Source organism: Longimicrobium sp., assembly GCF_036554565.1.
Classification (GTDB): domain Bacteria; phylum Gemmatimonadota; class Gemmatimonadetes; order Longimicrobiales; family Longimicrobiaceae; genus Longimicrobium.
This window is the reverse complement of the sequence record NZ_DATBNB010000561.1, coordinates 1-6,017: the sequence shown is the minus strand read 5'-3', so window position 1 is coordinate 6,017 and position 6,017 is coordinate 1. Positions and strand designations below refer to the sequence as shown.

Here is a 6,017-nt window from a genome sequence, read left to right as displayed (position 1 = left end):
CGCAGGAGGGGCTGCCGCTGACGGAGACGGTGGATGCGCCGCTGCGCGGGCTGGCGCGGGCGAAGGCGGACTTCGGCATCGAGACGGCCATCATCATCTGCGGCATCCGCAACATGGACCCGTCCACGTCGCGCGACCTGGCGGACCTTACCGTAGCGTACAAGGACCGGGGCGTGGTGGCGTTCGACCTGGCGGGCGCGGAGTACAACTACCCGGCCAAGAAGCACAAGGACGCGTTCTACACCGTCATCAACAAGAACATGGCCGCCACCATCCACGCCGGCGAGGCGTACGGGGCCGAGTCCATCCACCAGGCGCTGCACTACTGCCGCGCCAACCGCATCGGCCACGGGACGCGCCTCTTCGAGGACCCGGACCTGATGCGCTTCGTCAACGACTTCCGCATTCCCATCGAGATCTGCCTGACCAGCAACGTGCAGACGCGCGCGGTGGACAGCTTCGAGAGCCACCCGCTACGGCAGTACTACGACGCGGGCCTGGTGCTCAGCCTGAACACCGACAACCGGCTGATGAGCGCCACCACGGTGACGGAGGAGTACTGGCGCGCGCACCAGCACCTGGGCTTCACCTGGGACGAGCTGGTAGACATCGCGCTGATGGGCTTCGACAGCGCCTTCATGCACCGCGCGCAAAAGCTGGAGATGCTGGCGCGGGTCCGGGCAGAGATCGCGTCGCTCGCGGCGTAGGGCGTTCCTCCCCCGGCCCCTCCCCGCGCAAACTGCGCGCGGAGAGGGGAGAATTCGCCGAAGGAGCAACACGAACACGCGAGTCTGTCATCCAGAGGCGCAAGCGAACGACACCGGCCCGCGGCAGATCCTCAGCGCGCCGAAGGATCTAGCCGAGGGCACGTCCAAAACCGGGGCGCGGCAGCGGTCACAATCCTGAGGACACGAACAGCGGCATCGACGAAACGGACCGGCCTCTGGATGGGGACCGGTCCGTTCCTTTTCCCTCGCCAGCCAACCTCCATCACCCGCGCCGCACGCCTCCCCCTACCGGGTCCGACGGGGCCGGCGCGGCCGCGGCCGCCGCGCGCTCCTCCGCCGTCACCGGCGCCGTGCCGATGCGCTCGTGCAGGAACTGGTAGCGGTCCACGGCGGCCTGCTCGGGCAGGCGGTGTCCGGAATCGTACCACCGGACCGTGTGCGACGAACCGGCGGCGCGGTGCAGCGCCTCGGCCTTGTAGGCGGGGACGAACGGGTCCGTGCGGCCGTTCTGGAAGAGGATGCTCCCCGGCTTCGCCCGGGCGATGTAGCCGATGCCCTCCACCGGCCGCATGGCCGCCACCCAGCGGTTCCACTCCGCGTCCGGCATCCCGGAAAGCTGCTCGCCGCGCCGCCCCTGCGCATCCGTCACGTGCGACACCATCCCTCCGTCGGGCACGAACAGCACGTACGCCGCGGGGCGAGGGTCCACGGCCGCGTACATGGTGCCCACCGCGCCGCCGTAGCTCCCTCCGACGAAGGCGATGCGCGCCGGGTCCACGTCGCTCCGCGCCAGCAGCACGTCCACCGCGCGTTGCAGATCCACGATCAGCTGCACGTGGTCGGCGCTGTCGGCTTCGGTGAACGTCACCATCTGCCCGGCGCGCCGGGCGAACGGGGCGTCCACGGAGATCAGCACCGCACCGCGCTTGGCCAGCCGCAGCGAGCCCGCGGCGATGGACCGGGCGCTCCCCGGGGCGCCGTGCAGCTGCACGATTCCCGGCTTCCGCGCCGCGCCGCCCCGAGGCACGAACAGCAGCCCTGTCGCGCGCCCCCCGCGCGGGCTGGCGAAGCTGATGGCGTGCACCTCCACGTCGCCGTCGACGCTTTCCAGCGAGTCGCGCAGGTCCAGCGGGGCGGCGCGGTCGTACGCGAACGCGCCGGCGGCGATGGCATCGCGAGGAGCCTGAGCGCAGGCCGGCACCACGGCCGCTCCCGCGAGCATCAGGGCGAATCCAGCGGCCACGCGCCACGCGGCAAGAGAAAGGTTCGTATTCATCGTCGTAGTTGCCTGGTTGTGGTCCGAGCGCGCGCCTCTCGTCGCGCTCAAGCCATACGATCCAGGCGAGTCGATCAACCGTTGCAGGCGAACGATGAGGGAACGATTACGAGCAAAGGGGCGTCCCTCAGGAACTTCACCTGCACGCACACGGCACCTGCCGAAGCGCAATCGAATTCTCCCCTCTCCCACTTGCGGGAGAGGGGCCGGGGGTGAGGGCAGCCGGGGACTGCGCCGGACCGATCGAACCACACCGAAGCCCCCCAGGATAGCCGGGCCCGCACGGCACCCACCGGAGCGCCTCGGGCTGGCTCCCTTCCCCCGCGCAGTTTGGGTAGTGTTCGATCTTCTTGACATCAGCCCGAGGCACCCAAGGCTGGTGAAAGTCGATCAGCACATCCAGACGCGCGCGTAATCGGCTACGTTGTGCGTCCGGCACATCCGGAGCAGCATCAGATTCCTGATTCCGCGGGTGGACCACCGCGCGCCGATCTCTGCCCGCCTGTCCACCTCGCGCATCTGCCGCTCGATCAGGCTCGTGGTCGTCTCGCTCGAAGGCTCGTCGTAGAGGATCCTCGACGCCGCCTGGCGGAGCTGGTACTGCGCGCTCGGACTGCATGACAGACGTTCGATGAACGCGTCGTACAGCGCCCGCTTTTCGGCCTGGCTCCGCTTGCCCCAGATGATCGAGTGCAACTCGTCCTGCAAGCGCCGTCGCTGCTTCAGGCCCACGCCGTCCTTCCGCAGCGGCCAGTCGAGCGTGTGCGCGATGTGCCACTCACACATCTGGTGCCGCGCCTGCGGGTACTGATCGCGAACGTGTGGCACCAGCGCCGGCTCGGCATCCGTGACGATGAGCTTGGTCCGAGTGTCACCAGGGAGCACCACGGGCCAGGTCCTGAGCCCGACGCCCAGCCCGATCAGCCGAAGCTGTGCCTTGGGCCGATCGGTATCCTCGTCGGTGCGCCCGATCAGTTGGACCGCAAGCCGCAGCTCCTCATGCTCCACGCGCGTACCCGAACGCATCCGTTCACCCGCCCGGACCGGCGTTCCATCGGCCATGACCACCTCGCACTCCGGGTCGGGCGTAAGCTCCACCCGCGCCGCTGACTCCTGGACCAGCCGGTGCAGCGTGGACGCCGCGACACCCACGCCCATGCAGTCCCGCGCCGTCTGCACGCTCTTGTGGTAGCTCGTGTCGTAGACCCGCTCCACCAGCTTGCGCGTCAGTTCCCGCGTGCACTGGCGCCGCGGCTCCATCCCGAGGCCTTCCATGCACGGTGCGCGCGTCTTGCCGCACTCCCGGCAGGTGACCTGGACCAGCGCGAGCTCGATCTCGCCGCTGCTCGTCTTCACGGTCCGTGGCCGGCTGCCCCGGCGTACCCAGCTCTTCCCTCCCTGGTGCACGACGCCGCAGGCGGTGCACACCATCTCGGCCGCTCCCGCTTCCACGCGGTCCAGCCACTCCTTCTGCGCGAGCTCCACGAGCGGCTCCAGCAGCATGCGCATGAGCTCCGCCCGCCTCGCGAAGGCCCACTCCGCGAGGCTGTTGATCGTCACTTCCTCCAGCTGTACCTTGATGTACAGGTGGACAATGGTGTTCACCGACAGGAGCATGGTGCACCGCCCTTTCTTTGCGTTGGGTGTGGTGCCTCATGCTTCTGTTTTTTCACCCCATGTCAAGTATATCGAACACTACCGCAGTTTGCGGGGGAAGGGTTGGGGATGGGGGGCGCCAGGAGCATGCGCCGACCAGCCGAACTCGATGAAATCCGCCCCCTCACCCCGGCGGCAGCCCCGCCAACGCGTGCAGGTGCTGCACGACCGCACGCGCGGTTTCCGCGGCCGCGTATCCGCCCTCGAGCACCGAGACCAGGCGCCCGCCCGCGCGCTCGTCCGCCCACTCACGCAACGCGAGGGTGATGGCGTACACCTCGTCGGGCTCCACAGCGAGCTGGCCCACGGGATCGGCGTCCAGAATGTCGAACCCCGCCGCCAGCAGCACGAAATCCGGCGACTCGGCAGGCGGGACGGCCCCCAGCGCGGCGCGAAGGGCCTCCTCGAACTCCTCGCCCCCGCTCCCCGGGGACAGCGCTGCGCCGGCGACTTCTGGATGCTCGGCGGCGGACGGGTCCGGCGTGGGAAACGAGAGCGGGTGCTGGTGGATGGAGATCAACCCGATCCCCTCGTCATCCGCCAGCAGGCGTGCAAGCGCGAGCGGCGGGCGCACGCCCCAGCTCACCACCAGCACGCGGGCCGCCGCATGCCGCTCCCGCAGGTGCCGCGCGCCGATGGCCACGGTGTTGAAGAGCCCGAATCCACCCGGCCCGTCGGCCCAGGCGCCGGCGCCGGGTGGGCGGGACAGGGCGAAGGCGTTGTGCGCCTCCCCCGCCAGCACGGCATCCACCGCCGTCAGGACCGCCCCGGCCGAGGCGCGCGCGGCGTCCCACGAGGCGCCGGACACGGGAACGCCGTCCAGCTCCAGCGTTTCCTCACTCTGCGCCGCATCAGCCGCCACCTCGCGAACGCGCGCGACGTGCTCCGGCGTGTGGATCAGGGACAGGTCCTCGTCCGTCGCGGGCACGGCCTCCAGCTGCAGCAGCGGCTCCCAGAGCGACACCATGTCGCGCTGCACCGCCCGGACGATGGCCGGAAGGCGCCCCTGGTGGTCGGGATGGCTCCAGCCCGTGTCGTGGCGGGAACAGTCTTCGTGGCTGACGAAGGCGGTGGTCTTCAAACGATCCGGGCTCCGGCTGCGGGGTCGCTGCCCAATATGCGGCGGCGCGGGGATACGGCAATGCTGCCCGGCGATGGGCCGGGGCCTTGCATGTCTCCCCCGCCCTGACATTCACCACCGCGCGGAGGATGCGATGCGAGACGAACGCGAGACGGTTGGCGGCAGCGGCGGCCAGGGATTCGGCGGCGGACGCGGTGGCGCGGCCCCCGAGGGCGGCGGCGACCTGGGCGGCAGCGCCAGCGGTGCGTCGGGCGGTGACCTGGGCGGGTTCGGCGGCGGCGCCGGAGGGCGCGACCTGGGCGGGCCGCCCGCGAACGACGGCTCAGATCGCGCCAGCGACGAGCAGGCATCTGGCGAGCTGGGCAGCGCCGGCGGCTCGGGTGGTGGCCACGGCGGGCACACCAGCGGGGCGGGCGGATACGCGGGCGCGGCGGGAACGGGCGGCAACGCGGGAAGCGGCCTGACCGACGGTCCGGACGGAGACGCGGGGATCGCCTCGAGCGACATCGGCGGGGGCGGCACCAGCGGACTGGGCGACGAGGACGTCTTTCCGAAGAGCCTGGGGCTGGACGCCGGGACCGGCAACAACGCCGGCGGCGGCACGGCGACGGGCGGCACCATCGGGTAGCGGCCCACGCGACGAAAACGGGCCTGCACCCTTCCGGTGCAGGCCCGTTTCGTCGTTGAGCGATGGCGTCACCCGGCTGCCGTCTCCAGGCGCCGCAGCTGCCCCATGAGCCATCGTACGCGGTTCCGAAGCTGCGCCACGCGAGCCGCCATCTGTCAAACGTCCAGCATCCTGCGTCGTCGACCGCGATCAGGCGCAGGCCGACAGAACGTGCGCGGACACGACCGGCGCGGCCGGGTCCGCGGGAGCCGGCGTGGGCGTGGGCTGGGGCTCCACCGCTGGCGCCGCTGCGGGCGTAGCGGGCTGCACCGGCGCACCCAGCAAGCGCGGCCCGCGCTCAGGGCGCGGCGTGGCGGGACGCGGGGAGCTCGCCGTGCGCGCGGGCGCGGAGCGGCGGGCGATCTCCGCCTCGTATCCAGGCCGCGTGTACCGCACCTCGGAACCCGGCGCCCCGTCGCCGCGGGGGCGGCGGAGGCGAATCTCCAGGATCATGTTCTCCATCGTCCAGACCGCCACGTCGCGCTTGCGGCAGAACGGAGGGCCGTGTGTCCGCTCCGCGTCGGCGGCGGCCAGCGTGAACAGGTCGGCGGCGCTGACCGCGTGCGTCTCGGGATGGAAGTAGATCAGCCCCACGAGCGTGTCCTGCGC

At 71.0% G+C, this 6,017-nt stretch carries 5 protein-coding genes and 1 pseudogene; 2 read left to right on the top strand and 4 right to left on the bottom strand.

All coding sequences use genetic code 11. The features are described from left to right. A partial coding sequence (locus VIB55_RS15470; protein ID WP_331877560.1) for an adenosine deaminase family protein occupies positions 1 to 707 on the top strand: 707 nt, incomplete at its 5' end. A 283-nt stretch (positions 708 to 990) separates the two neighbouring features. On the opposite strand, the gene VIB55_RS15465 is transcribed toward VIB55_RS15470, so the two are convergent. The 3 genes from VIB55_RS15465 to VIB55_RS15455 form a co-directional block, all read right to left on the bottom strand. After that, positions 991 to 2,004, bottom strand: coding sequence for an alpha/beta hydrolase (locus VIB55_RS15465; protein ID WP_331877559.1), 1,014 nt, complete (start codon positions 2,002 to 2,004; stop codon positions 991 to 993). Positions 2,005 to 2,394: 390 nt separating this feature from the next. After that, positions 2,395 to 3,621 (bottom strand): ISH6 family transposase, encoded by a 1,227-nt coding sequence (locus VIB55_RS15460; protein WP_331877558.1) that lies wholly within the window; start codon positions 3,619 to 3,621, stop codon positions 2,395 to 2,397. 163 nt (positions 3,622 to 3,784) lie between these two features. Then, positions 3,785 to 4,741, bottom strand: a complete 957-nt coding sequence (locus VIB55_RS15455) for a histone deacetylase (RefSeq protein WP_331877557.1) — start codon at positions 4,739 to 4,741, stop codon at positions 3,785 to 3,787. A gap of 133 nt (positions 4,742 to 4,874) precedes the next feature. Between VIB55_RS15455 and VIB55_RS15450 the strand changes: the two genes are divergently transcribed. Continuing rightward, positions 4,875 to 5,369, top strand: a complete 495-nt coding sequence (locus VIB55_RS15450; protein WP_331877556.1) for a hypothetical protein — start codon at positions 4,875 to 4,877, stop codon at positions 5,367 to 5,369. A 189-nt stretch (positions 5,370 to 5,558) separates the two neighbouring features. On the opposite strand, the pseudogene VIB55_RS15445 reads toward VIB55_RS15450, so the two are convergent. Then, positions 5,559 to 6,017 (bottom strand): annotated as a pseudogene (locus VIB55_RS15445) (hypothetical protein); the annotation flags it as partial.

Coding starts and splice junctions, on each gene's coding strand:
- VIB55_RS15465 (WP_331877559.1), bottom strand. CDS start 2,004: ATGAATACGAACCTTTCTCTTGCCGCGTGGCGCGTGGCCGCTGGATTC.
- VIB55_RS15460 (WP_331877558.1), bottom strand. CDS start 3,621: ATGCTCCTGTCGGTGAACACCATTGTCCACCTGTACATCAAGGTACAG.
- VIB55_RS15450 (WP_331877556.1), top strand. CDS start 4,875: ATGCGAGACGAACGCGAGACGGTTGGCGGCAGCGGCGGCCAGGGATTC.